Origin of the sequence: Pseudomonas sp. IPO3778 (assembly GCF_013386825.1) — a bacterium.
Lineage (GTDB): Bacteria > Pseudomonadota > Gammaproteobacteria > Pseudomonadales > Pseudomonadaceae > Aquipseudomonas.
The window spans coordinates 1-22,747 of record NZ_JACARC010000042.1 but is presented as its reverse complement, the minus strand read 5'-3'; the positions used below and the strand labels follow the sequence as shown (position 1 = coordinate 22,747).

Genomic DNA, 22,747 nt, shown 5'->3' with positions numbered 1-22,747 from the left:
TCAGCCGTTCTTGTGCAACTTGCTCATCAACTGCGCCTCAGCCTGGGTCAACCCGCAGGACTGGGTCAGCTCATCCACCGTGGCGCCCATGCCCACCAGCTTTGCCGCCTGGGCAAATGACAGGCTCGACGGGTCACGCTGTTCCAGCGCCGACAACTTGTCCGGCAATGGCGCCAGCACCGAACGCAGCTCGTGCACTTCGTCCCCCACACGCACCGCGCTCTGCTGGAAGTGGTCGACCCGCTTGACCAATTCCAGAATGCGCCGGTCACGCACGGCGTCGCGCTCGACCTGTTGAGTGGCCAATTCCCGTTGCCGGCGCACGTAGCGCAGCAGGAAGCCCAGGGTCCCGGCCCATAGGATGGCCAGGACGATCACCGCTACCTCTAGGAACAATCAGATATTCTCCAGGTCCTGCCACTCTTCTTCGCTCATCATCTTGTCCAGCTCAACCAGAATCAGCAGTTCGCCGTTCTTGTTGCAGACACCCTGGATGAACTTGGCCGATTCTTCGTTGCCGACGTTCGGCGCGGTCTCGACTTCAGATTGGCGCAGGTAAACCACTTCCGCCACGCTGTCGACCATGATCCCGACCACTTGCTTGTCGGCTTCGATGATCACGATGCGGGTGTTGTCATTGACTTCGGTCGGCACCAGGCCAAAACGCTGGCGAGTGTCGATCACGGTCACCACGTTGCCGCGCAGGTTGATGATGCCCAGCACGTAGCTTGGGGCACCCGGAACCGGGGCGATCTCGGTGTAGCGCAGCACTTCCTGCACACGCATCACGTTGATGCCGTAGGACTCGTTGTCCAGCTTGAAGGTGACCCATTGCAGGATGGGATCATCCACCAGACCTTGTGCGGACACTGACTTGTTCATACTCCAGACCCCTTCAAATACCGTTGGTTACGGTGTGTGTTCTTGGGCAGCGCCAGCGCGCTGCGCTTGTTATCAAGTGCGTTTGTTGAGCGGCATATCCTTTACCGCGCCGCTGGCAATCAACTCTGCCAATTCGGCGACATCCAGCAACGCGCACATGTGTTCGATCACGGTGCCCGCCAGCCATGGCCGCTGGCCCCGGTGGCTGCGCCATTTGATTTCATTGGGGTCCAGGCGCAACGAGCGGCTGACTTGATGCACCGCCAGCCCCCACTCGTAGCCCTGGACCGAGATGACGTACTGCAGGCCCTGGCGGAAATCGTCGCGGTAACGGTCGGGCATCACCCAGCGCGCAGTGTCCAATACCTTCAAGTTACCCTGCTGGCTCGGCAGGATCCCGAGGAACCATTCCGGCTGTCCGAACAACGGCGTCAATTCCTGGCCTTCCAGGGAGTAGATCGAACCCAGGCACACCAGCGGCACCGCCAGGGTCAGCCCGGCGACGTCGAACAGCAAACATTCAAACGGCTCGGCCGCCCACGCCGGACGACCATCGCCCTGCACCGGCGGCGGGGTGATGCTTGGCGGGAGGTGAACCTCGACCACCGGTTCCACCACCACGGGCGCGATCACCACAGGCGCGACGGGTGCAGGCACGGCAACCGGTACCGGAACCACCAGGGGCAGCACCAACGCATCACGGGCCTGTTCTTCCAGGACCGCCAGCTGAAACTCGTCCAGGGCCGCAGGTGATGGCTCGATAACTTCATCGAGGATCAGAATCGGTTCCGGCATTTCCTCGGTCGCGTCTTGCAGCAAGGCGTCCAGATAGGACTCCAGCGCCAGTTGCGGCCGGGTCTTGAAATCAACGGGACGGTTCATCGGTATGCCCACGCGCAAGCCCCATCAACCCTGTATTCAGAGGTTATCGGCCTGTGGGGGTCCGGACTTGAATCGGGAGCCCGTTTTGTCAGGAAAACCGCGGCGTCTGCATCGCTGGCAAGCCAGGCTCCTACAGGGCTGTTTAGGGTCATCACGCCACCTGCGCCACAAGTTGCTGGGACAACAGGTGTTTGAGCAACGCCCGGTACGCCAGCACACCACGGCTTTTACCGTCGAACTGCGAAGGCGTCAGCCCGGCCCGGCTGGCATCCCGCAGGCGCGTGTCCACCGGGATATAGCCCTGCCAGATGGTGTCCGGATACGCATCGCGCAACACACGCAAGGTGCCGAGGGAGGCCTGGGTACGCCGGTCAAACAGGGTCGGCACGATGCTGAACGGCAGCGCCTGTTTGCGCGAACGGTTGATCATCGCCAGGGTGCTGACCATGCGCTCCAGGCCTTTGACGGCCAGGTGCTCGGTCTGCACCGGGATCACCAGTTGTTGGCTCGCAGCAAGGGCGTTGACCATCAGCACGCCCAGCAACGGCGGGCTGTCGATGATGGCGTAGTCGAAGTCCTGCCACAGCTGCGCCAGGGTCTTGGCGATCACCAGGCCCAGGCCGCTCTGCCCCGGCGACTGGCGCTCAAGGGTGGCCAGGGCGGTGCTGGACGGCAACAGCGAGATCTTGTCATTGCTGGTGGGCAGCATCAGCTGGCCCGGCAAGTCAGCTGGCACGCTGCCTTTGTGCAGGAACAGGTCGTAGCAACTGTGCTCCAGGGCATCCGGGTCGTAGCCGAAATAGCTGGTCATGGAGCCGTGGGGATCCAGGTCGACCACGACCACGCGCTTGCCGGCCTCGGCCAGCAAGCCGGCCAAGGCGATGGACGTGGTGGTTTTACCGACACCACCCTTTTGATTGGCAACTGCCCAGACTCTCATTCGGATTGTTCCTCCCGGCAGGCACAGGCTCGACCGAGAAATAGCATGGGGTTATAGAGCCGGTGACGGAGAATTGACGGCACTCCCGCGAACCGGCGCCTTTACGGGCGCTGGTGCAGTTTGTGTGCCAGCCCGCTTCAAGGCGGCATCCGGTGTTGCATTGGCGGTGCCGGTGCCCGTCAGGCTGCGGCGCACATCCAGGTTGCGCGACACCACCAGCACCACCCGACGGTTGCGCGCGCGGCCTTCCGCCGTGGCGTTATTGGCCACCGGCTGGAACTCGCCGTAGCCCACCGACGCCAGGCGCCCGGGGTTCACGCCCTGCATCGCGAGCATTCGTACAATGCTCGCGGCACGGGCCGAAGACAGCTCCCAGTTGGTCGGGTACTGCGCCGTGCTGATGGGCAGGTTATCGGTGAAGCCTTCAACGTGGACCGGGTTTTCAAACGGTTTGAGGATCGCCGCCACCTTGTCGATGATGGTGAACGCCTGGTCGCTGGGCATCGCATCGGCGCTGGCAAACAGCAGGCTGGAATTAAGCTCGATTTCCACCCACAACTCATTGCCGCGCACGGTCATCTGGTTGGAGCTGATCAGGTCGCCAAAGGCCGCGCTGATGTCATCGGCGATGCTTTTCAGCGGGTCGCTGGTGCCCCCGATGCCGGCCGCGGTTTCATCGCTGTCGTTGACCAGCGGCTTGGCCGGGGTCACGGTCTTGGGGCGTTCTTCGCCGATCGGGATCGGCTTGAGGGAGCGGTCTGCGTCGCTGAACACGCCGATCAGCGCCTGGGAAATGACTTTGTACTTGCCCTCGTTGATCGAGGAAATGGAATACATCACCACAAAAAACGCGAACAGCAGCGTGATGAAGTCGGCATAGGACACCAGCCAGCGTTCATGATTGACGTGTTCTTCAGGTTCGCGACGGCGACGGCTCACAGAACCTCCCCGAGTTTTTGAGTATAGGGCTCACCGTGGCGAGCGAGCTTGCTCGCGCTGGGGCGCGAAGCGGCCCCAACAAGCTCACCGCTGCTCTCCTGCCGAAACCGAGTAGCCCGTGTTGGGGCTGCTGCGCAACCCGACGCGAGCAAGCTCGCTCGCCACAAAAAGCCCGTTCGCCAGCGGGAAGCCGTATCGATATCCATCATCAATCCATGAAGCCCTGGAGCTTCAGTTCGATGGAGCGTGGGTTTTCACCCTCGGCAATCGAGAGGATGCCCTCGAGCAACATCTCGCGATACCGCGACTGGCGCATGGCGATCGACTTGAGCTTGCTGGCCACCGGCAACAACACCAGGTTGGCACTGGCCACGCCGTAGATGGTGGCAACGAACGCCACCGCAATACCGCTGCCCAGTTGCGACGGATCGGCCAGGTTGCCCATCACGTGGATCAGCCCCATCACCGCACCGATGATGCCGATGGTCGGCGCGTAGCCGCCCATGCTTTCAAAGACTTTGGCAGCGTTGATGTCGCGGCTTTCCTGGGTGTAGAAGTCCACTTCCAGGATGCTGCGAATCGCTTCCGGCTCGGCCCCGTCCACCAGCAATTGCAGGCCTTTGCGTGCGTAGCTGTCGGGCTCGGCATCAGCCACGCTTTCCAGGCCCAGCAGGCCTTCCTTGCGCGCCGTGAGGCTCCAGTTGACCACGCGGTCGATGCCGCCTGGCAGGTCGACCCGTGGCGGGAAAATAATCCAGATGAGGATCTGCATGGCGCGCTTGAACGAGCTCATGGGCGACTGCAGCAACGCCGCGCCCACCGTACCGCCGATCACGATCAACGCCGCAGGGCCGTTGGCCAGCGCGCCCAGGTGGCCGCCTTCGAGGTAGTTGCCGCCGATAATCGCGACAAACGCCATGATGATGCCAATCAGGCTCAATACATCCATTAGAGGCAGGCCTCCACCAGGTGCTTGCCGATGTCGTCCAGGCTGTAGACGGCGTCGGCCAGGTCGGCTTTGACGATGGCCATGGGCATGCCATAGATCACGCAGCTGGCTTCGTCCTGGGCCCAGATCGCGCTGCCGCCCTGCTTGAGCAGGCGTGCGCCTTCGCGTCCGTCGGCGCCCATGCCGGTCAGCACCACCGCCAGAACTTTGTCACCGTAGGACTTCGCCGCGGAACCGAAGGTGATATCCACACACGGCTTGTAGTTAAGGCGCTCGTCACCCGGCAGGATTTTGATCGCCCCACGGCCGTCCACCATCATCTGCTTGCCGCCCGGGGCCAGCAGCGCCAGGCCCGGACGCAGAATGTCGCCATCCTCGGCTTCCTTGACGCTGATGCGGCACAGCTTGTCCAGACGCTCGGCAAAGGCCTTGGTGAACGCGGCAGGCATGTGCTGGATCAATACGATCGGGGCCGGGAAGTTGGCCGGCAGTTGGGTCAATACCCGCTGCAAGGCCACCGGACCGCCCGTGGACGTGCCGATAGCCACCAGCTTGTAGGCTTTGCGCTTGGGTGCCGGTGAATGCGCCGTGGGTGCAGCCGCACGCACAGGGGCGGCAGCCGGACGCGTGACAACGGGCGCAGGTGCCGGGCGACCAAAGGTGCTCGGCGCCGCCGGTGGCGGTGGCGGGGCAACAGGCGCGGGCGCCGGCGCCGGCGCACTGAACAGGCTGCGACGGTTACTGCGGGAGATGCTGTGCACCTTCTCGCAGAGCATCTGCTTGACCTTCTCGGGGTTGCGCGAGATGTCTTCGAAATTCTTCGGCAGGAAGTCCACCGCGCCGGCGTCCAGCGCATCCAGGGTTACCCGGGCGCCTTCGTGGGTCAGCGAGGAGAACATCAACACCGGCGTCGGGCAGCGCTGCATGATGTGCCGCACTGCCGTGATGCCGTCCATCATCGGCATCTCGTAGTCCATGGTGATCACGTCCGGCTTGAGGGCCAGTGCCTGGTCGATCGCCTCTTTGCCGTTGGTGGCCGTGCCGACCACCTGGATATTGGAATCCGATGAAAGAATTTCCGAGACGCGGCGGCGGAAGAAACCCGAATCGTCCACCACCAGGACCTTGACTACCATAAACACTCCGTTAGGCCGGGCGAGGGACAACCGCCCTGCCCGGGCCGAATCAAATACGCCGTGCGGCGTAACGCTTGAGCATGCTCGGAACATCGAGAATCAGCGCGATCCGACCGTCACCGGTAATGGTCGCACCCGACATGCCCGGGGTTCCCTGCAGCATTTTGCCCAAAGGCTTGATGACCACTTCTTCCTGGCCCACCAACTGATCGACGACAAAGCCGATCCGCTGGGTGCCCACGGAGAGAATCACCACATGGCCTTCGCGCTGCTCTTCATGCTTGGCCGAGGCCACCAGCCAACGCTTGAGGTAGAACAGTGGCAACGCCTTGTCGCGCACGATCACCACTTCCTGGCCGTCCACCACGTTGGTGCGCGACAGGTCGAGGTGGAAGATTTCGTTGACGTTGACCAACGGGAAGGCGAACGCCTGGTTGCCCAGCATCACCATCAGGGTCGGCATGATCGCCAGGGTCAACGGCACCTTGATGACGATTTTCGAACCCTGGCCCTTGGTCGAGTAAATGTTGATCGAGCCGTTGAGCTGGCTGATCTTGGTCTTCACCACGTCCATGCCCACGCCACGGCCGGAGACGTCGGAAATCTCGGTCTTGGTGGAGAAGCCCGGGGCGAAGATCAGGTTGTAGCATTCAGTGTCGGTCAGGCGGTCGGCGGCGTCCTTGTCCATCACGCCACGCTTGACCGCAATGTTGCGCAGTACCGTGGGGTCCATGCCCTTGCCGTCATCGGTGATCGACAGCAGGATGTGGTCGCCTTCCTGTTCGGCCGCCAGAATCACTTTGCCCTGGCGGTTCTTGCCCGAGGCTTCGCGTTCTTCCGGCGTCTCGACGCCGTGGTCGACAGCGTTACGCACCAAGTGGACCAGCGGGTCGGCCAGGGCCTCGACAAGGTTTTTGTCGAGGTCGGTTTCTTCACCCACCAGTTCCAGGTTGATCTCTTTCTTGAGCTGGCGTGCCAGGTCGCGAACCAGACGCGGGAAGCGGCCGAAGACTTTCTTGATCGGCTGCATCCGGGTCTTCATGACGGCGGTTTGCAGGTCGGCGGTGACCACGTCGAGGTTCGACACGGCCTTTTGCATGGCCTCGTCGCCGCTGTTCAGGCCCAGGCGGACCAGGCGGTTACGCACCAGTACCAGCTCACCGACCATGTTCATGATGTCGTCCAGGCGTGCGGTATCAACCCGCACGGTGGTTTCGGCTTCACTGGCCGGTTGCTTGTCCGGGGCGGGGGCAGCAGCGGCCCGCGCAGGAGCAGGTGCCGGCGCAGGTTTGGCCGCCACGGGTGCAGCCGCCTTGGCGGCCACCGGCGCGGGGGTTGCAACGGCAGCGGCAGACGCAGCAGCCGGAGCCGCAGCGCCGGCCACTTCGGTGAACTTGCCTTTGCCGTGCAGCTCATCCAGCAGGGCTTCGAATTCGTGATCGGAGATCAGCCCGTCAGCGGCAGGTGCAGCGGCCGGTGCAGCAGGTGCCGCGGCCGTTGCAGCGACTTCCGGCAGTGCATCGGCGGCAAATGAGCCTTTGCCGTGCAACTGGTCCAGCAGCGCTTCAAATTCGTCGTCGGTGATTTCATTGCTGGCCGGCGCTGCGGCTTGCGTTGGCGCTGGCGCTACGGCCACCGCGTCCGGGGCAAACTGGCCCTTGCCGTGCAACTGGTCGAGCAATGACTCGAACTCGGCATCGGTAATGTCTTCAGTGGTCGGCACCATGGCCGGCGCACTGGCTGCCGGCGCTTCGGCTTCGGCCTTGATGGCGTTCAGCGAATCCAGCAGTTGTTCAAATTCGCTGTCGGTCACGTCGCCCGCAGGCTCGGCGACAGGCTCAGCCACCGCTTCAACCACCGGCGCATTGGCCGCAGGTTCTGCCAGGCGCGCCAGGGCGGCCAGCAGTTCCGGCGTGGCCGCAGTGATCGGCGCACGTTCGCGCACTTCACTGAACATGCCGTTGACCGCATCCAGCGCTTCCAGAATCACGTCCATCAGTTCCGAGTCGACGTGCCGTTCACCCTTGCGCAGGATGTCGAACACGTTCTCGGCGATGTGACAGCACTCCACCAGCTCGTGGAGCTGGAGGAAGCCGGCGCCCCCTTTTACAGTGTGAAAACCGCGAAAAATTGCATTGAGCAGGTTCGCATCATCCGGTCGGCTTTCCAGCTCGACCAGTTGTTCGGACAGTTGCTCTAAAATTTCGCCGGCCTCTACAAGGAAATCCTGAAGGATTTCTTCATCGGCGCCGAAGCTCATGGGTGTGCTCCTTAGAAGCCTAAACTGGACAGCAAATCGTCTACGTCGTCTTGCCCGGATACAACGTCTTCACGTTTATCGGCATGAATCTGCGGACCTTCACCCTTGGCGAGGTGTTTTTGTGGATCTTTTTCAGAAAGGATCGCTTCGCGGTCGTGTTCGATGCCGGCAAACCGGTCGACTTGACCCGCCATCAACACCAGTTTGAGCAGGTTGCTTTCCACTTCGGTGACCAGTTGGGTCACGCGCTTGATCACCTGGCCGGTCAGGTCCTGGTAGTCCTGGGCCAGCAGAATGTCATTGAGGTTGCTGGAAACCGTGCGGTTTTCCTGCTCGCTGCGGGACAAAAAGCCTTCGACCCGGCGCGCCAGTTCACGAAACTCTTCAGCGCCCACTTCCCGACGCATGAACCGGCCCCAGTCAGTACTCAGGGCCTTGGCTTCACTGGCCATCCCGTTGACCAGAGGCGTGGCGTTTTCCACCAGGTCCATGGTGCGGTTGGCCGCCGCCTCAGTCAGCCTGACCACATAGGACAGGCGTTCGGTGGCATCCGTGATCTGCGAGATTTCTTCGGCCTGGGGCATGTGCGGGTCAATCTGAAAATTGACAATCGCACTGTGCAACTCACGCGTGAGTTTGCCCACTTCCTGGTACAGGCCGCGGTCACGGGTCTGGTTGAGCTCATGGATTAACTGCACCGCGTCGCCGAACTGGCCTTTTTCAAGGCTTTCAACCAACTGGTGAGCATGCTTTTTCAAGGTCGACTCAAAATCGCCTTGTGACGTTTCTTTATGCTCCATAGCTCCCCCGTGGCAGCATCAATGACCGATGCGTTCGAAGATTTTTTCGATCTTCTCTTTCAAGGCCAATGCAGTGAATGGCTTGACCACGTAGCCGTTAACCCCGGCCTGGGCGGCTTCAATGATCTGTTCACGCTTGGCTTCAGCGGTCACCATCAGCACAGGCAGGCTGCGCAGTTTTTCATCCGCGCGCACGTGGCGCAGCAGGTCGATGCCGGTCATGCCCGGCATGTTCCAGTCTGTTACCAGAAAGTCGATGCTCCCGCTGTTGAGGATCGGAATCGCCGTAATGCCGTCATCCGCCTCGACCGTGTTAGTGAACCCAAGGTCACGCAACAGGTTTTTTATGATCCGCCGCATCGTTGAGAAGTCATCAACGATGAGGATTTTCATGTTCTTGTCCAATTCGACCTCCAAGCAGTCTTAAACGCGCCCAGCACCTGGGCGCGCCATATCAATCAACAGGCGTTACACAAAAAGGACTACCGGGGGCGCACCACGGGCCAAGCCCGTCCGGGCGCAGGGCCTGGACGGTATCGTTCGCAGTGTCCCCACACTGCCTGTCAGCGCGCTCGCCACTCTCCCAAACGCCCCCGCAAGCGGGCTGCGCACTGGCTGTGTAACTGGCTGACCCGCGATTCGCTGACCCCCAGGACCTCACCGATTTCCTTGAGGTTCAGCTCTTCGTCGTAGTACAGCGCCAACACCAGTCGCTCACGCTCCGGCAAATTGGCAATCGCGTCCGCCAGCGCGCTCTGGAAGCGTTCATCTTCCAGATCCCGTGACGGTTCGAGATGGGCACTCGCGCCGTCCTCGTGCAGCCCTTCATGTTCGCCGTCCTGTAACAGGTCGTCGAAACTGAACAGCCGGCTGCCCAAGGTATCGTTCAAAATCCCGTAGTAATCATCGAGACTCAATTGGAGTTCGGCCGCAACTTCGTGATCTTTAGCGTCGCGACCGGTTTTTGCTTCAATTGAGCGAATTGCGTCACTCACCATCCGCGTATTGCGGTGCACCGAACGTGGCGCCCAGTCACCTTTACGCACTTCATCGAGCATGGCCCCACGGATACGGATACCCGCGTAGGTCTCGAAACTCGCGCCTTTGCTCGCGTCGTACTTGGTCGACACTTCGAGCAGGCCGATCATCCCGGCCTGGATCAAGTCTTCGACCTGAACGCTGGCGGGCAGGCGCGCCAGCAAGTGATAGGCAATGCGCTTGACCAGGGGCGCATAGCGCTCGATCAATTCGACCTGACTGTCACGTGCCGACTTCTTGTAAAGGTTGTAGCCGCTGGCTGTCATAGCACCGGTCCTGCGCTCGTCTGATGCACCAAACGCTCGACGAAAAACTCCAGATGCCCCCGCGGGTTGGCGGGCAGCGGCCAGGTATCGACCTTCTGGGCAATGGCCTTGAACGCCAATGCGCATTTCGAACGAGGGAACGCTTCATAGACCGCACGCTGCTTTTGCACGGCCTTGCGTACGCACTCGTCGTAAGGAACTGCGCCAACGTATTGTAAGGCGACATCGAGGAAGCGATCCGTGACCTTGGTCAACTTGGCGAACAGATTGCGCCCCTCTTGCGGGCTTTGGGCCATGTTGGCCAGCACGCGGAAGCGGTTCATGCCGTAGTCACGGTTAAGCAGTTTGATCAGGGCGTAGGCGTCGGTGATCGAGGTGGGTTCATCACAGACCACCAGCAACACTTCTTGCGCAGCGCGCACGAAGCTGACCACGGACTCGCCGATCCCGGCGGCGGTGTCGATCACCAGCACATCGAGGTTGTCGCCGATGTCGCTGAACGCCTGAATCAGGCCGGCATGCTGCGCCGGGCTCAGGTGCACCATGCTCTGGGTGCCGGAGGCCGCCGGCACGATGCGAATCCCGCCGGGGCCCTGCAACAGCACGTCGCGCAGCTCACAGCGGCCTTCGATGACGTCGGCCAGGGTGTGTTTGGGCGTCAGTCCCAGCAGAACGTCGACGTTCGCCAGGCCCAGGTCAGCGTCCAGCAGCATGACGCGACGGCCAAGCTCTGCCAGGGCCAGGGACAAATTCACTGACACGTTAGTTTTTCCGACGCCACCTTTGCCGCCGGTCACCGCGATCACCTGTACGGGATGCATGCTGCCCATTTTATTTCTTTACCTTGTCTTGCTTAGACGCAGGCTACATATGTTGGCCGCGCGAACTGCTGGCAGACCATCGATGTAGATACTTTGCACTGTCGTTTTTAAATTGAAGGCCATGTTGACCTCAGCCGACCCGTTTGTTGGGGCTGTGGTAGAGGTCAGCAAACATGTCAGCCATCGCTTCTTCACTCGGTTCTTCCTGCATTTGCACGCTGACAGCCCGGCTGACCAACTGATGACGGCGCGGCAGATGCAAATCATCCGGGATCCGCGGCCCGTCGGTCAGGTAGGCGACCGGTAATTCATGGCTGATCGCCAGGCTCAAGACTTCGCCCAGGCTCGCTGTTTCATCCAGTTTAGTCAGGATGCAGCCCGCCAGCCCGCAGCGCTTGTAGCTGTGGTAAGCGGCGGTCAATACCTGTTTCTGGCTGGTAGTGGCAAGTACCAAATAGTTTCTGGATTTGATCCCGCGTCCCGCCAGGCTTTCCAGCTGCATGCGCAGGGCCGGATCGCTGGCTTGCAGGCCGGCGGTGTCGATCAGCACCACGCGCTTGCGCAGCAGCGGGTCGAGGGCGTTGGCCAGGGACTGGCCCGGGTCGACATGGGTCACTGGCACATTGAGGATGCGGCCCAGGGTCTTGAGCTGTTCCTGGGCACCGATGCGGTAGCTGTCCATGCTCACCAGGGCGATATTCTGCGCGCCGTACTTGAGCACGTAACGCGCGGCCAGCTTGGCCAGGGTGGTGGTCTTGCCCATGCCGGCAGGGCCGACCATGGCAATCACGCCGCCTTCTTCCAGGGGTTCGATTTCCGGGGTGACAATCATCCGCGCCAGGTGGGCCAGGAGCATGCGCCAGGCCTGACGGGGTTCTTCAATCTGGGTGGTCAGCTGCAGCAGGTCGCGGGACAACGGGCCGGACAGGCCGATGCGTTGCAGGCGACGCCACAGGTTGGCCTGTTGCGGCTGGCTGCCCTGCAACTGGTTCCAGGCCAGCGAGCCCAGCTGCACTTCCAGCAGTTCACGCAGGCCGTTGAGTTCAAAACGCATCGAGTCGAACACCCGCTGGTCTACCGCTGCGGCCGGGGCTGGCGCAGCAGGGCGCGGCGGCTCAATAAACGTCGGCTCTACCAGCGGCTCGGACGCCGTCAGCGGCAGGCCGGCAAACAGCTGGCGATTGGTGGTGGCGTCACTGTCGCCACGCATGCTCAGTTCAGCCTGGGCCGAGACAATGCGCGAAGCGGTCTTGCGCAGCTCGTCTTCCAGCTCCATGTTCGGCACACGCGGCGCCAGGGCCGAGGGCTTGTAATCCAGGGCAGCCGTCAGCTCGACACCGCCGGCAATACGACGGTTACCGATAATCGCAGCGTCGGCGCCCAACTCATCACGTACCAGTTTCATGGCCTGACGCATATCGGCGGCGAAAAAACGCTTCACTTGCATATCCCACTACCTCAGCCGTTGGGCCCTACTGTCGCGACGATAGTCACTTGCTTATTGTCAGGAATTTCCTGGTAAGCCAATACGTGCAAATTCGGTATAGCCAGGCGTCCAAACCGCGACAACATCGCCCGGACGGGACCTGCCACCAGCAGGATCACCGGATGGCCTTCCATTTCCTGGCGCTGCGCGGCCTCGATCAACGAACGCTGCAGCTTCTCGGCCATGCTTGGCTCCAGCAACACGCCTTCATCAGCGCCCTGCCCGGCCTTCTGAATACTATTGAGCAATATTTGTTCCAACCTTGGCTCCAAGGTGATAACTGGCAGCTCGGAGTCAAGCCCTACAATGCTTTGGACGATTGCACGCGACAATCCGACGCGCACTGCGGCCACCAGGGCGGCAGTATCTTGACTCTTGGCGGCATTGTTGGCGATGGCCTCGGCAATGCTGCGAATGTCCCGCACGGGCACCTGTTCGGCCAACAGCGCTTGCAGCACCTTGAGCAGTTGCGAGGTGGACAGCACGCCCGGCACCAGCTCTTCGGCGAGCTTTGGCGAGGCCTTGGCCAGCAATTGCAAGAGTTGCTGGACTTCTTCGTGGCCAATCAGCTCATGGGAATGCTTGTACAGAATCTGGTTGAGGTGGGTGGCGACCACGGTGCTGGCGTCTACCACGGTGTAGCCCAGCGACTGCGCCTGGCTGCGCTGGCTGATTTCGATCCATACCGCTTCCAGGCCAAAAGCCGGATCTTTGGCGGTAATCCCATTGAGGCTGCCGAATACCTGGCCCGGGTTGATCGCCAATTCGCGGTCCGGGTAGATCTCGGCCTCGGCCAGGATCACCCCCATCAGGGTCAGGCGGTAGGCGCTCGGGGCCAGGTCGAGGTTGTCGCGGATGTGCACGGTGGGCATCAGGAAACCCAGGTCCTGGGACAGCTTCTTGCGCACGCCCTTGATCCGCGCCAGCAGTTGGCCGCCCTGGTTGCGGTCCACCAGGGGAATCAGGCGGTAGCCGACTTCCAGGCCGATCATGTCGATCGGGGTCACGTCATCCCAGCCCAACTCCTTGGTTTCCTGGGCCCGGGCCGGCGATGGCAGCAGTTCCTGCTGGCGCGCCACTTCCTGTTGGGCAATCACTTTGATGTTGTTTTGCTTTTTCCAGAACAGGTAAGCGCCACCGGCGGCCATGGCCGCCATGCTCAGGAACGACACATGGGGCATGCCCGGCACGATGCCCATGATGGCCATGATGCCCGCCGCCACGGCCAGGGCCTTGGGGGAGGCAAACATCTGCCGGCTGATCTGCTTGCCCATGTCTTCGGAGCCCGAAGCACGGGTCACCATGATCGCCGCTGCTGTGGATAACAACAGTGATGGCAATTGCGCCACTAAACCGTCACCGATGGTCAGCAGGGCGTAAACCTTGCTGGCGTCACCGAAGGTCATGCCGTGCTGGAACATCCCCACCGCGACGCCGCCGATCAGGTTGATAAACAGAATCAGCAGCCCGGCGATGGCGTCGCCGCGCACGAATTTGCTGGCACCGTCCATGGAACCGTAGAACTCGGCTTCCTGGGCCACTTCAAGGCGGCGGGCCTTGGCCTGGCTCTGGTCGATCAGGCCGGCGTTGAGGTCGGCGTCGATGGCCATCTGTTTGCCGGGCATCGCGTCGAGGGTGAACCGTGCGCTCACCTCGGAAATTCGCCCGGCGCCCTTGGTCACCACCACGAAGTTGATGATCATCAAAATCGCGAACACCACGATACCGACCACGTAGTTACCGCCGATCACCACCTCACCGAAGGCCTGGATCACCTTGCCTGCGGCGGCGTGGCCGTCCTGGCCGTGGAGCATCACCACCCGGGTGGAGGCCACGTTAAGTGCCAGCCGCAACAGGGTGGCGATCAGCAGAATCGTGGGGAACACCGCAAAATCCAGCGGCCGCAGGGCGTACACACACACCAGCAGCACCACCACGGACAGCGCGATGTTGAAGGTGAAGAACACGTCCAGCAGGAACGGCGGCATCGGCAACATCATCATTGCCAGCATCACCAGCAACAACAACGGCACACCCAGATTGCCTCGCGAGAGGTCAGTCAGGGTGCCACGGGCCGTGTTGAGCATTTGAGAACGATCCACCGGTATTCCTCGTTTCCTTGAAGCAAACTTTTGACGCCGAGAGGCGTCCTGGAGGCGGTATTGCAAGAAGCCTTCCAACTTTTGCTTGAGGGAGTAGATCGGCCTCGCGGGCAGCAAAGAGCTACCGCCGTACACACATCACCTGTGGCGAGGGAGCTTGCTCCCGTTGGGCTGCGCAGCAGCCCCAGAACGGCTTACGCGTTTTGCCTGAATAACCGCGATAACTTTATTTGGGGGCGCTTCGCACCCCAGCGGGAGCAAGCTCCCTCGCCACACAAGCCCGTTCGCGGGAGATGGCGAAACGTCCGACAGGTATTTAGGGTTGCTGGTGGGAAACCCGATCTCTAGTCTCCGCACACCGCTGTAAACGCAGCGGGCGGGCGTCGCGGCCCGAGTGAATTCAGGCGCAAAGCGCCATTGTCCGCTTTCAGTTGACGCCTTTTTATCGTCTACTGTGCGGCGCCATGGTGGCTGTGCGCGGGATACCTTCGGGTATGCCGGTTTCCTGATCCCGGTCCGCGAACCTGCGTACAGCTACCACCCCATCGCGTCGCGGCGATAAGTGGCAGCTCCACTTAATTCAGGAGCTTCACCATGATTAAACCCACACCAAACCCTCCACTCGATTCCGAAACCCACAACACTCCCGTCGTGCTATTCACCGTCATCGACGGCCTCAGCACCGAAGACCTGCTGGTCAACCTCACCGAAACACTGGCTTCAGCCCATGCCCTGACCTGCGACTTTGCCTTTGAACTGGAAGGATCACGACGGGAAGGTGCGCTGGGGATTGCGCAGTTGATTGAGGTAGCGCGATTGTTGGCAGATCGGGTGCTGGATGACATAGCGCCCTCGTCTGCGGGTTAAACGTTGCCAGATGCAATTGCGGGGACGCTCAGGAGATTTTTTTGTTGCCTGGGCGGACGCCATCGCGGGCAAGCCCGGCTCCCACAGTTGGCCGAGTTGGCCGGGAGAATGCGATCAAAATGTGGGAGCCGGGCTTGCCCGCGATGAGGCCAGGAGAGGCACTGCAAAATCAGGAATCCCGACGCAAATCCGGCGGAATCGGCAGGTCTTTGAGCGGATCCGGACGCTTGCCCTTCCCCGCCCGGTACTGGCGGATCTGGTACACGTACGCCAACACCTGCGCCACCGCCAGATACAACCCGGCCGGGATTTCCTGGTCGAGGTCGGTGGAGTAGAAGATCGACCGCGCCAACTCCGGCGATTCCAGCAGCAGGATGTCATTGGCCACGGCAATTTCACGGATTTTCAACGCGGTGAAATCACTGCCCTTGGCCAGCAACATCGGCGCCCCGCCCTTCTCCGGGTCGTATTTGAGCGCCACGGCGTAGTGGGTCGGGTTGGTGATGACTACATCGGCGTCGGGCACCGACGCCATCATTTTGCGCTGGGACATCTCGCGCTGCAGTTGGCGAATCCGCTGTTTGACCTCGGGCCGACCTTCCTGGTCCTTGTGCTCGTCGCGCACTTCCTGCTTGGTCATCAGCAGTTTCTTGTGGCTTTCCCACAGCTGGATCGGCGCATCCACCGCGGCAATGATGATCAGCCCGCAGGCCATCCATAGCGTACTCCAGCCCACCACTTGCACGCTGTGGATGATCGCCAGTTCGATCGGTTCATGGGCGATGCGCAGCAAGTCGTCGATGTCGGACGACAACACTTTCAACGCCACAAACAGGATCAGGATGAACTTGGCCAGGGCCTTGAGCAGTTCCACCAATGCCTTGGTGGAAAACATCCGCTTAAGCCCGGCCGCCGGGTTCATCCGGCTGAATTTGGGCGCCAGGCTGCCGGCGGCAAACAGCCAGCCGCCCAGGGAGATCGGGCCGATCAAGGCGGCCAGCAACAAGGTAATCAGGATCGGCTGCACCGCGAGGATCGCGATCTTGCCCGAGTGCAGCAGGTACAAACCCATGGCGCCCGGGCTCAGCAGCACGTCACGGGGCAGGGAGAAGTTCAGGCGCATCAACTCCATCAGGTCCAGGGCCAGGCCACCGCCGTAGATCAGCAGGCCACCGGCACCGGCGAGCATGATCGCCAGGGTGTTGAGCTCTTTGGAGCGGGCAATCTCGCCCTTTTCCCGGGAGTCCTTTTTACGTTTCTCCGTGGGGTCTTCTGTTTTGTCCTGGCCACTCTCGCTCTCGGCCATGGCTTACCGCGCCCGCGCCAAGTCACGTAAAAACTGCAAGGCGTCGGTGGCCAGCGGTTGATACTGATTGAGAATGTCAGCCATGCCGACCCAGAAAATCCCCATGCCCAGCACCAGGGTCAACGGGAAACCGATGGAGAAGATGTTCAGCTGCGGCGCCGCCCGGGTCATCACGCCAAACGCGATGTTGACCACCAGCAGCGCGGTGATCGCCGGCAATACCAGCAGCAACGAGGCACCCAGCACCCAGCTGAGGCGCCCCACCAGCTCCCAGAAATGATTGACCACCAGCCCGCTGCCCACCGGCAACGTGGTAAAGCTTTCGGTCATCACCTCGAACACCACCAAGTGGCCGTTCATGGCCAGGAACAGCAAGGTCACCAGCATCGTCAGGAATTGCCCGATCACTGCCACCGACACGCCGTTGGTGGGGTCGACCATGGAGGCAAAGCCCATGCCCATCTGGATCGAGATGATTTGCCCGGCGATCACGAAAGCCTGGAAGAACAGCGTCAGGGAAAAGCCCAGCAAGGCGCCGATGATGATTTGCTCGGCGATCAGCATCATGGCACTGAGGTCCAGGGCATTCACTGGCGGCATCGGCGGCAAGCCCGGCACGATGACCACGGTGATCGCCACGGCGAAATACAGGCGAATGCGCCGGGGTACCAGGGTGGTGCCGAACACCGGCATGGTCATCAGCACCGCCGTGACCCGGAACAGCGGCAGGATGAACGAGGCCACCCAGGTACTGATCTGGGTGTCGGTCAACGCCAACATCGAGTTCACGGGGTCAGCCGATCAACTGCGGAATACTGCCGTACAACTGCAGGATGTATTCCATGAAGGTTCGCACCAGCCACGGGCCGGCGACGATCAGGGTGATCAGCATCACCAGCAGGCGCGGCAGGAAGCTCAGGGTCTGTTCGTTGATCTGGGTCGCGGCCTGGAACATCGCCACCAGCAGGCCCACCAACAGGCTCGGCACTACCAGCACGGCGACCATCATGGTGGTCAGCCACAGGGCTTCACGAAACAGGTCGACTGCTACTTCTGGCGTCATGGCCTACACCCCACCAAAACTGCCGGCCAGGGTGCCGATAATCAGCGCCCACCCATCCACCAACACAAACAGCATGATCTTGAACGGCAACGAAATGATCAGCGGCGACAGCATCATCATCCCCATGGCCATCAACACACTCGCCACGACGAGGTCGATGATCAGGAACGGGATGAAGATCATGAAGCCGATCTGGAACGCGGTTTTCAGCTCCGAGGTCACAAATGCCGGCACCAGGATGGTCAGCGGCGCCATGTCGGGGCTGGGGATGTCGGTACGCTTGGACAGCCGCACGAACAACTCAAGGTCGCTGGAGCGGGTCTGGGACAGCATGAAATCCTTGATCGGGCCTTGTGCCTTGTCGATCGCATCCTGGGCGGTCATTTTCTCTGCCAGGTACGGTTGCAGGGCTTGCTGGTTCACCTTGTCGAACACCGGCGCCATGATGAACAGCGTCAGGAACAGCGCCATGCCGGTGAGGATCTGGTTCGACGGCGTCTGCTGCAGGCCCAGGGCCTGACGCAAAATCGAGAACACGATGATGATGCGGGTGAAGCTGGTCATCAGCATCACGAACGCGGGGATGAAGCTCAGCGCGGTCATGATCAGCAGGATCTGCAGGCTGACCGAGTACTCCTGCGCGCCCGCCGCATTGGTGCCCAGGGTGATCGCCGGGATCGACAACGGGCCCGCCGCAAACGCCAGTGGCGCTGCCAGCAACAGCATGAGCGTCAATAAAACGCGCATTACTTCTTATCCTTCTGATCCTTGCCCAGCAACTCCATGAGGCGCTGGGCGAATTCCGGCGTGGCCGCTTGAGTCTGGGCCACTTCCACAGGCGTCTTGAGCACGTGCAACGGGGTGATGCGGCCGGGGGTGATGCCTAGCAGAATCTGCTCGTCGCCCACTTGCACCAGCACCAGCCGGTCCCGCGGGCCCAGGGCTCGCGACCCCACCATCTCAATGACCTGGGCATTGCCCGGGCCGATGCGCTGCACGCGGCGCAGCACCCAGGCGAGCACGAAGATCAGCCCCACCACCAGCAACAGGCCCAGCACCAACTGAGTCAGTTGCCCGCCGATGCCGCTGCCGAGGGCCGGTGCGGCCGCCTGGGCGACTGGCTCTGCTGCCATTACGCTCAAGGGCAGCGTCGATAACAGTCCTACCAATGAGCGCTTCATATCAACGCAACTTCTTGATGCGTTCGCTTGGGCTGATCACGTCGGTCAGGCGGATGCCGAACTTCTCGTTGACCACCACCACTTCGCCATGGGCGATCAGCGTGCCGTTGACCAGCACGTCCAGCGGCTCGCCGGCCAGGCGGTCCAGCTCGATCACCGAACCCTGGTTGAGCTGAAGCAGGTTGCGGATGTTGATTTCGGTGCTGCCGACTTCCATGGAGATCGACACCGGGATATCGAGGATCACGTCCAGGTTCGGGCCGTCCAGGGTTACCGGCTCGTTGTTCTTCGGCACGCTGCCGAACTCTTCCATGGGAATGCGATTGCCCACCGGGGCGGTGGCCGCATCGGCCGCCAGCAGGGCGTCGATATCGTCCTGGCCGACATCGCCGGTTTCTTCCAGGGCAGCCGCCCACTCGTCAGCCAGGGCCTGGTCTTCGGCGGAAGTGTTTTCGTGTTCAGTAGCCATTACATGTCCTCGGCGGAGCAGAAATTAGTGTGGATCAGCGACGATTGATCGGTTCAATCACTTGCAACGCCAGGTTGCCTTTGTGAGAACCGAGCTTGACCTTGAACGACGGCACGCCATTGGCACGCATGATCAGTTCTTCCGGCAACTCAACGGGAATCACGTCCCCTGGCTGCATGTGCAAAATATCCCGCAAACGCAGCTGGCGACGGGCCACGGTGGCGCTCAGGGGTACGTCGACGTCCAGCAGGTCTTCGCGCAGGGCCTTGACCCAGCGTTCGTCCTGGTCGTCGAGGTCGGACTGGAAACCGGCATCGAGCATCTCGCGCACCGGCTCGATCATCGAGTACGGCATGGTCACGTGCAGGTCACCGCCACCGCCATCGAGTTCGATGTGGAAGGTGGAGACCACAATGGCTTCGCTGGGGCCGACGATGTTGGCCATGGCCGGGTTCACTTCCGAGTTGATGTACTCGAAATTGACTTCCATGATCGCCTGCCAGGCTTCCTTCAAGTCGATGAAGGCCTGCTCCAGCACCATGCGCACCACCCGCAGTTCAGTCGGGGTGAATTCACGGCCTTCGATCTTGGCGTGACGGCCGTCACCGCCGAAGAAGTTGTCCACCAGCTTGAACACCAGCTTGGCGTCGAGGATGAACAACGCGGTACCGCGCAGCGGCTTGATCTTGACCAGGTTGAGGCTGGTGGGCACGTACAGCGAGTGCACGTATTCCCCGAACTTCATCACCTGCACGCCGCCCACCGCCACGTCCGCCGAGCGGCGCAGCATGTTGAACATGCTGATGCGGGTGTAACGGGCAAACCGTTCGTTGATCATTTCCAGGGTCGGCATGCGTCCACGGACGATGCGATCCTGGCTGGTCAGGTCGTAGCTTTTGACGCTGCCAGGCTCGGCAGCCATTTCGGTCTGTACCAGACCATCGTCGACGCCATGGAGCAGCGCATCGATTTCATCCTGGGACAGCAGGTCCTGCACGGCCATGTCGTGATCCTACTGCAATACGAAATTAGTGAAGAGCACCTGCTCGATCACAGGTTTGCCGACTTCCTTCTGGGCCACTTCCTGCACGCTGGCAGTGACCTTCTGGCGCAGCATTTCCTGGCCCACCGGGGTGGCGAGGGTGTCGAAGCCTTGGGCGGAGAACAGCATCACCAGGTTGTTGCGGATCACTGGCATATGCACCTTGAGGGCATCCAGGTCTGCCTGGTTACGCGCCAGCAGGGTAATGCTCACCTGCAGGTAGCGTTGACGGCCGTTCTGATTGAAGTTGGCGACAAACGCCGGAAGCATCGGCTCGAAGATTGCCGGTTGCTTGACGTTGGGGTTGATCTCGGCCGTCGCGGCCGGTTTGCTTGCGGCACTGTGCATGAAGTACCAGGTAGCCCCCACGGACACGCCGATCGCCAGGAACAAGCCCAGTACAATCAGCAGGATAAGCTTGAGCTTGCCCTTGCCTGCGGGTGCTTTTGCTACGTCGTCGCTCTTCGCCATGCCAATAATCCGTCACTATTCGGGGATTCATAGTTCTGGGGAAAGGCAAGAGCAAGTGTTATGCCAGAGTTGTCAGATTGAAGCAGATCCACTGTAGGAGCGAGCTTGCTCGCGAAGAACCCGAGGGCACCGTGTTGACTCAGGATGCCCGCGTCATCGTTAACGACCTTCGCGAGCAAGCTCGCTCCTACAGGGTCAGGCGTAGTAGTCCACCGCACTGGAGCCGATCACGGACTGCACAACCGGCGCTGCAACTTCAGCCACGTCACCGACACCGCCGCCATCCGCCTCATCCCCACGCCCGCCACGCCCACTGACGCCGCGTGCCTGGTTCTGCTGCTGTTGGTCCTGGCCTTGCTGACCCTGCCAGCCACGGGACTGGTCCGACACATTGACGTCGACCTGGCCCATGCCCTGCTGGGCAAACATCTCCCGCAGGCGCCCCGACTGGCTTTCCAGGGCTTCACGCACCACCGCGTGGCCGCTCATGAAGGTGACTTGCGCCTGCTGGTCAGCGGACATTTTCACGCTGATGTCCAAGCGGCCCAGTTCAGCCGGTTGCAGCTGGATTTCTGCCGACTTGAGGTTGGCACTGGACAGGTACATGACCCGGTTCACCACCTCGTCGGTCCAACCGCTCTGGTGCATGGCCAGCGGCGCGTTGGCCACTGGCGGCAGGGCATTCGCGGTTTTCGGCGTGGCGGCCTGGGTCAGCGCGGCGAGGCGGTTGGCGAAGTCATCGACACGGGTGTCGCTGCTGGCGCTTTTCAGGTCCTTGAGGCCGCCGTCGATCAGGCCGGTGAAGGCTTTGTCGCCGCCCTGGTCGGTGCTGTCCTTGGTCGCTTGTTGATCGACCATATTGGCCAGGCCGGTGGCGAAGTTTTGTGCCGCGGTCGGCTGATCGTCGGTAGAGGCCTGCGCCGGGGCGGTTTTGGCCGGGGTCTGGCTGCTGGCGGACACGTGCCCGCCCTGCTCCATGGCCAGGCGTACGGCGGGCATCGCGTCCAGCGGGTCGGCGTCGGGGTCGAAGGCGGGCTTGGCGTCGTCGGCGGCTGCGGCCACCGGGGGGGCCACGACGGGTTGGGCTTTGTCGTCCTTCGCCGCGGCGGGCGCCGGCGTATCGACAGGCGCCGGCGTGGCGGGTACCGGGACGGGGACCGGGACGACTGCGGCCATCAGCGCCGGGTCGACGGTGGGGTCGACCGGGGGTTGCTGGGCCAGGGTCGGGTCGTCTGCGGGGGCAGTGTCGTCGGACTTGGCGGTGGTGTCCGGGGTGTCGGACTTGGCCGGCGGGGTGGCAGGCAAAGTCTTGCCGTTATCGGCAACCGATGGGGTGCCGGCGGCAGGCTTATCGTTGTTGGCGGCGGGCTTGGCGCTGTTGTCCGCCGGCTTGTCGCGGGTCGGTTTGGTGGGGGTTTCGATGGGCTTTGCCGCCGGCGCGGGGGCCTGGCTGGCGAACACCTGTGCGAAGCCCGGGGCCTTGTCCCGCGGGTCTGCAACCGCTACCGGTGGATTGGCAGCGGGCGCCTGAGGCTTGGCCGCAGGGGCTGCCTGAAGGAGCGAATTCGGGATGATTGCCATAGATAAGAGTCTCCGCTGCACGGGGGTCGAGGGTGCAGTGACAGGAGGTAGAGCAAGAGTTGGGCCAGCTTTGGGGGTTGGTGTGTATATCCGTTATTTAGGTAACGGCCGCTATTGGTTCCGCTCTTACAGCGGGTCACTTTTGGAAAAGAGCCCCAAAAGTAACCAAAAGGGCTCTTGCCCCACCACTCGGCACCTCGCTTAGGCTCGGTGTGCCCGCACTCCGGCATTGCTCCGCGGGCCGCCGCGACGGGGCGTCCCTGCCC

24 protein-coding genes and 1 pseudogene are annotated in these 22,747 nt (G+C 61.8%); 1 reads left to right on the top strand and 24 read right to left on the bottom strand.

The window, feature by feature from the left end:
• The 14 genes from HX855_RS22585 to flhA all read right to left on the bottom strand — a co-directional run bounded on the left by HX855_RS22585 (position 1) and on the right by flhA (position 14,486).
• Positions 1-396, bottom strand: coding sequence for a DUF2802 domain-containing protein (locus HX855_RS22585; protein ID WP_177087637.1), 396 nt, complete (start codon positions 394-396; stop codon positions 1-3).
• The gene (locus tag HX855_RS22580) at positions 397-882 is read right to left on the bottom strand and encodes a chemotaxis protein CheW (RefSeq protein WP_003210641.1); all 486 of its coding nucleotides are present in this window, start codon (positions 880-882) and stop codon (positions 397-399) included.
• A 72-nt stretch (positions 883-954) separates the two neighbouring features.
• On the bottom strand, positions 955-1,764 hold the full coding sequence (locus tag HX855_RS22575; protein ID WP_177087639.1) for a CheW domain-containing protein: 810 nt from the start codon (positions 1,762-1,764) through the stop codon (positions 955-957).
• A gap of 151 nt (positions 1,765-1,915) precedes the next feature.
• A complete protein-coding gene (locus tag HX855_RS22570) occupies positions 1,916-2,704 on the bottom strand; it encodes a ParA family protein (protein WP_177087641.1) in 789 nt (262 codons plus the stop codon).
• A 51-nt stretch (positions 2,705-2,755) separates the two neighbouring features.
• Positions 2,756-3,643 (bottom strand): flagellar motor protein MotD, encoded by an 888-nt coding sequence (motD, locus tag HX855_RS22565; protein ID WP_177087643.1) that lies wholly within the window; start codon positions 3,641-3,643, stop codon positions 2,756-2,758.
• Between the two features lie 208 nt (positions 3,644-3,851).
• Positions 3,852-4,592 (bottom strand): flagellar motor protein, encoded by a 741-nt coding sequence (locus tag HX855_RS22560; RefSeq protein WP_177087646.1) that lies wholly within the window; start codon positions 4,590-4,592, stop codon positions 3,852-3,854.
• On the bottom strand, positions 4,592-5,728 hold the full coding sequence (locus tag HX855_RS22555; protein WP_177087648.1) for a chemotaxis response regulator protein-glutamate methylesterase: 1,137 nt from the start codon (positions 5,726-5,728) through the stop codon (positions 4,592-4,594). Before HX855_RS22555 ends, HX855_RS22560 begins: the two co-directional genes overlap by 1 nt.
• 49 nt (positions 5,729-5,777) lie before the next feature.
• Positions 5,778-7,988, bottom strand: a complete 2,211-nt coding sequence (locus HX855_RS22550; RefSeq protein WP_177087650.1) for a chemotaxis protein CheA — start codon at positions 7,986-7,988, stop codon at positions 5,778-5,780.
• Positions 7,989-7,999: 11 nt separating this feature from the next.
• Positions 8,000-8,788 (bottom strand): protein phosphatase CheZ, encoded by a 789-nt coding sequence (locus HX855_RS22545; protein WP_177087652.1) that lies wholly within the window; start codon positions 8,786-8,788, stop codon positions 8,000-8,002.
• Between the two features lie 18 nt (positions 8,789-8,806).
• A complete protein-coding gene (locus HX855_RS22540) occupies positions 8,807-9,181 on the bottom strand; it encodes a chemotaxis response regulator CheY (protein WP_005790040.1) in 375 nt (124 codons plus the stop codon).
• Positions 9,182-9,351: 170 nt separating this feature from the next.
• Positions 9,352-10,092, bottom strand: a complete 741-nt coding sequence (fliA, locus tag HX855_RS22535) for an RNA polymerase sigma factor FliA (RefSeq protein ID WP_008434817.1) — start codon at positions 10,090-10,092, stop codon at positions 9,352-9,354.
• Positions 10,089-10,922 (bottom strand): flagellar synthesis regulator FleN, encoded by an 834-nt coding sequence (gene fleN / locus HX855_RS22530; protein WP_003192912.1) that lies wholly within the window; start codon positions 10,920-10,922, stop codon positions 10,089-10,091. Before fleN ends, fliA begins: the two co-directional genes overlap by 4 nt.
• Before the next feature lie 121 nt (positions 10,923-11,043).
• On the bottom strand, positions 11,044-12,360 hold the full coding sequence (flhF, locus tag HX855_RS22525) for a flagellar biosynthesis protein FlhF (RefSeq protein ID WP_177087654.1): 1,317 nt from the start codon (positions 12,358-12,360) through the stop codon (positions 11,044-11,046).
• A gap of 11 nt (positions 12,361-12,371) precedes the next feature.
• On the bottom strand, positions 12,372-14,486 hold the full coding sequence (flhA, locus tag HX855_RS22520) for a flagellar biosynthesis protein FlhA (RefSeq protein WP_218175893.1): 2,115 nt from the start codon (positions 14,484-14,486) through the stop codon (positions 12,372-12,374).
• Positions 14,487-15,095: 609 nt separating this feature from the next.
• On the opposite strand from flhA, the gene HX855_RS22515 reads away from it, so the two are divergent.
• Positions 15,096-15,368, top strand: a complete 273-nt coding sequence (locus HX855_RS22515; RefSeq protein ID WP_177087658.1) for a DUF6124 family protein — start codon at positions 15,096-15,098, stop codon at positions 15,366-15,368.
• 169 nt (positions 15,369-15,537) lie between these two features.
• Here HX855_RS22515 and flhB read toward each other — a convergent pair whose 3' ends face one another.
• The 10 genes and pseudogenes from flhB to HX855_RS22470 form a co-directional block, all read right to left on the bottom strand.
• Positions 15,538-16,674: a flagellar biosynthesis protein FlhB gene (flhB, locus tag HX855_RS22510; RefSeq protein ID WP_177087660.1), complete on the bottom strand. Its 1,137-nt coding sequence runs from the start codon at positions 16,672-16,674 to the stop codon at positions 15,538-15,540.
• Between the two features lie 3 nt (positions 16,675-16,677).
• Entirely contained in the window at positions 16,678-17,454 is a 777-nt protein-coding gene (fliR, locus tag HX855_RS22505; RefSeq protein WP_003214551.1) for a flagellar biosynthetic protein FliR, read from the bottom strand.
• Between the two features lie 13 nt (positions 17,455-17,467).
• Positions 17,468-17,737 (bottom strand): flagellar biosynthesis protein FliQ, encoded by a 270-nt coding sequence (fliQ, locus tag HX855_RS22500; protein ID WP_071486515.1) that lies wholly within the window; start codon positions 17,735-17,737, stop codon positions 17,468-17,470.
• 3 nt (positions 17,738-17,740) lie between these two features.
• The gene (gene fliP, locus HX855_RS22495; RefSeq protein ID WP_177087662.1) at positions 17,741-18,484 is read right to left on the bottom strand and encodes a flagellar type III secretion system pore protein FliP; all 744 of its coding nucleotides are present in this window, start codon (positions 18,482-18,484) and stop codon (positions 17,741-17,743) included.
• Positions 18,484-18,918 (bottom strand): flagellar biosynthetic protein FliO, encoded by a 435-nt coding sequence (gene fliO / locus HX855_RS22490; protein WP_177087664.1) that lies wholly within the window; start codon positions 18,916-18,918, stop codon positions 18,484-18,486. Before fliO ends, fliP begins: the two co-directional genes overlap by 1 nt.
• 1 nt (position 18,919) lies before the next feature.
• A complete protein-coding gene (fliN, locus tag HX855_RS22485) occupies positions 18,920-19,387 on the bottom strand; it encodes a flagellar motor switch protein FliN (RefSeq protein ID WP_010166093.1) in 468 nt (155 codons plus the stop codon).
• 34 nt (positions 19,388-19,421) lie between these two features.
• Positions 19,422-20,390: a flagellar motor switch protein FliM gene (gene fliM, locus HX855_RS22480; protein WP_010166091.1), complete on the bottom strand. Its 969-nt coding sequence runs from the start codon at positions 20,388-20,390 to the stop codon at positions 19,422-19,424.
• A 9-nt stretch (positions 20,391-20,399) separates the two neighbouring features.
• Positions 20,400-20,900, bottom strand: a complete 501-nt coding sequence (fliL, locus tag HX855_RS22475) for a flagellar basal body-associated protein FliL (protein WP_177087666.1) — start codon at positions 20,898-20,900, stop codon at positions 20,400-20,402.
• Positions 20,901-20,989: 89 nt separating this feature from the next.
• Positions 20,990-21,118: pseudogene (locus HX855_RS33720) on the bottom strand (outer membrane lipoprotein carrier protein LolA); the annotation flags it as partial.
• Entirely contained in the window at positions 21,096-22,481 is a 1,386-nt protein-coding gene (locus HX855_RS22470) for a flagellar hook-length control protein FliK (RefSeq protein ID WP_177087668.1), read from the bottom strand. The gene HX855_RS22470 and the pseudogene HX855_RS33720, both read right to left, overlap by 23 nt.
• Positions 22,482-22,747: the final 266 nt, after the last annotated feature.